General features: G+C 74.5%; 4 protein-coding genes. 1 reads left to right on the top strand and 3 read right to left on the bottom strand.

What is annotated here, in order from left to right; all coding sequences use genetic code 11:
* Window positions 1–563: thiamine pyrophosphate-binding protein (locus H5J29_RS28695; RefSeq protein ID WP_312858458.1), on the bottom strand; the 563-nt coding region annotated here is incomplete at its 3' end.
* On the bottom strand, window positions 560–1756 hold the full coding sequence (locus tag H5J29_RS28690) for an MFS transporter (RefSeq protein WP_181784105.1): 1197 nt from the start codon (window positions 1754–1756) through the stop codon (window positions 560–562). The genes H5J29_RS28695 and H5J29_RS28690, both read right to left, overlap by 4 nt.
* 182 nt (window positions 1757–1938) lie before the next feature.
* Here H5J29_RS28690 and H5J29_RS28685 point away from each other — a divergent pair, with 182 nt between their 5' ends.
* Entirely contained in the window at window positions 1939–2262 is a 324-nt protein-coding gene (locus H5J29_RS28685) for a putative quinol monooxygenase (RefSeq protein WP_181784104.1), read from the top strand.
* A gap of 21 nt (window positions 2263–2283) precedes the next feature.
* On the opposite strand, the gene H5J29_RS28680 is transcribed toward H5J29_RS28685, so the two are convergent.
* Window positions 2284–2611, bottom strand: a 328-nt coding sequence (locus H5J29_RS28680; protein WP_181784103.1) for an STAS domain-containing protein, incomplete at its 5' end; no start/stop codon positions are given.

Raw genomic sequence — 2611 nt, 5'->3', positions numbered from 1 at the left:
GCGGCGACCGACTCCGGATCGGGCCTCCTCCCCCGCTGCAGCAGCGCCGGGGCGAGCACCTCGTCCGAGGCGGGGGCCGACCAGTCGTCGCTCGGCACGACCACCAGCGCCGGGCCGCGCCCGGCGACCGCCTCGTGGTGCGCCCGCGCCACCGCCGACGGGACGTCCTGGGCGCGGGCCGGGGTCGTCGTCCACACCGGATGGTCGCCTGCCAGTCCCTCCAGGGAGCCGGTGAGGAACGGCTGGGCGGCGAGGTGCCTGCGGTCCTGCTGCCCCACCAGCACCACGAGCGGGACGCGGTTGGCCCGCGCGGTCGCGAGCGCCCCGACCGCGTTGCCCAGCCCTGCGGTGGTGTGCAGCACGACCAGGCCGGGCCGGTCGTGGGCGGTGGCCCAGCCCGTCGCGATCCCCACGACCGAGCCCTCGTGCAGGGCGAGGACGAACTCGAGGTCCGGCGGCAGGTCGGTGAGCAGGGCGATCTCGGTCGAGCCGGGGTTGGCGAACAGCGTCGTCGAACCGACCTGCCGCAGGACGTCGAACGTGGCGTCGCGGACCGACCTCACGCGGGCTCCTTGCCCACCATCGCCACGGCGACCGCACCGAGCGCGGCCACGACCGCGAAGGCGTAGAAGCCCCATGGGTACGCCAGCCCGGCGCTGAGCAGCGCCCCGCCGACCAGCGGGCCACAGATCGCGCCGAGCCGCCCGACGCCGGAGGCGCCGCCGAGCGCGGTCGCCCGCGCCTCCGCCGGGTACCGCTTGCTCACGAACGCGTAGACCAGGACCTGCGAGCTGAACACGAACACACCCGCGAGCAGCACGGACACGTACACCCCGACCCCGGGCAGCTTGATCGACAGCAGCGCGAGGAAGACGGCCGCGGCGGCGAACCACACCACGACGGCGGTCCGCACCCCGATGCGGTCGGCCACCCGGCCCGCGAGCAGCAGCCCGAGCACGGCGCCCACGTTGAGCGTGAGCAGCAGCGCCAGCGCGGCGCCCAGCTCGTACCCGGCCGACCGCATGATCTCCGGCAGCCAGGTGTTCAGCCCGTAGACCAGCAGCAGGCCCATGAACGAGGTGACCCAGAAGGCCAGCGTGGCGCGCAGGTACCCGCGCGCGAACAGCGTCGAGACGGGGTTGCGGGGCGCGCCGCCGGCCGGTGCGGGCACGGACTCGGGCAGCCGGGCCCGGATCAGGGGGACCAGCACCAGCGCCGGGAGCGCGCCGATCACGAACATCGCTCGCCAGCCCCAGGCCGGGATGACGACGATCCCGAGCAACGCGGTCAGCACGGCGCCGACGTGGTAGCCCGTCATCAGGGTCGTGGTGGCGCTGCCGCCGCGCCCGCCGCGGGCGAACTCGTTGACCGTCGCGATCGCCACCGGCAGCACTCCGCCGAGCCCGAGGCCCGCGAGGAACCGGAGCACCCCGAACAGCACCGGGCCGGGCGCGAAGGCGCAGAGCAGGGTGAGCACGGAGAAGGCCACGACGGTCACCAGCATCAGCCTGCGCCTGCCGAACCGGTCGGTGAGCGGGCCGACCGCGAGCGCCCCCACCATCACCCCCACCAGGCCGACCACCGAGATCAGCGAGGCCGTGCCGGGGGTGAGCCCCCAGGCCGGGTCCCGCAGCAGCGAGGGCAGGACCACCCCCAGGACCACCAGGTCGAACCCCTCGAGGGCCACCGCGGCCCAGCACAACGGTGCCGCCCACCCCGCCCGTGTGCCCGATTCCGTCCCCGACGTCGCTGTCATGGGTCACCCTCCTCGGTGTCCGGATCGCCGGAGTATGCGCGTGGCCACCGCCGGTGTCAGAGCGGCTTCCGACACGCGGAAGCCCGCCCGTCCAGGATTGAGACACCACGGCCGCGGCGCGGGTGGGAGGCTTCCCCCACCGTCCCGGACCCGCCGGGAGCCGAGCACGCGGAGGACAGGTCGTGATCCTCATCGTCCTGAAGGTGTCGATCAAGCCGGACAAGCGGGAGGAGTGGCTGAAGGGCATCACCGACTACACGGCGGCCGTGCGCTCCGAGCCGGGGAACGTCTCGTTCGACTTCTACGAGAACGGCCAGGACTCGAACGAGTTCGCCATCATCGAGGTGTTCCGGGACGGCGACGCGGGCGGCGCGCACGTGCAGACCGAGCACGCGCAGAACTTCTTCCCGTGGATGGGCGGCGTGGTCACCCGCAGGCCCTCCATCAACTACCAGGACCTCGACGGGGACGCCTGGAACGAGATGGCCGAGGTCGAGCCGCGCTGACCGCCCGCACGGAGGCGCCCCTCACGCGGGCGCCTCCGCCGCGGGGGACACCACGGTCGTGGGCACCGCGTCCGCGAGCCCGGTGATCTCCAGCGCGCGGGCGGGGGCCGACCCCGCCGCCACCACCAGGGACAGCGCGGACCCGGCCGCCGCCTCCCCGAGCAGCGCGATCCCGGCACTGGCCAGGTACTGCACGTCGGTCAGGTCCACGACGACGGGCCTCCCCCGGACCTCGGCCAACGCGGCCGCGACCACGGGCCGGGCGGTGAGGTCGACGTCCCCGGACACGGCGAGCAGCCAACCGTCCTGCCGCTCACCTTCGACCCCCAGGACCGGCTCGCCCGCGGGT

The sequence above is a fragment of the Pseudonocardia pini genome, from assembly GCF_013870575.1.
Classification (GTDB): Bacteria; Actinomycetota; Actinomycetes; order Mycobacteriales; family Pseudonocardiaceae; genus Pseudonocardia; species Pseudonocardia pini.
This window is presented reverse-complemented; position numbering and strand designations above follow the sequence as displayed.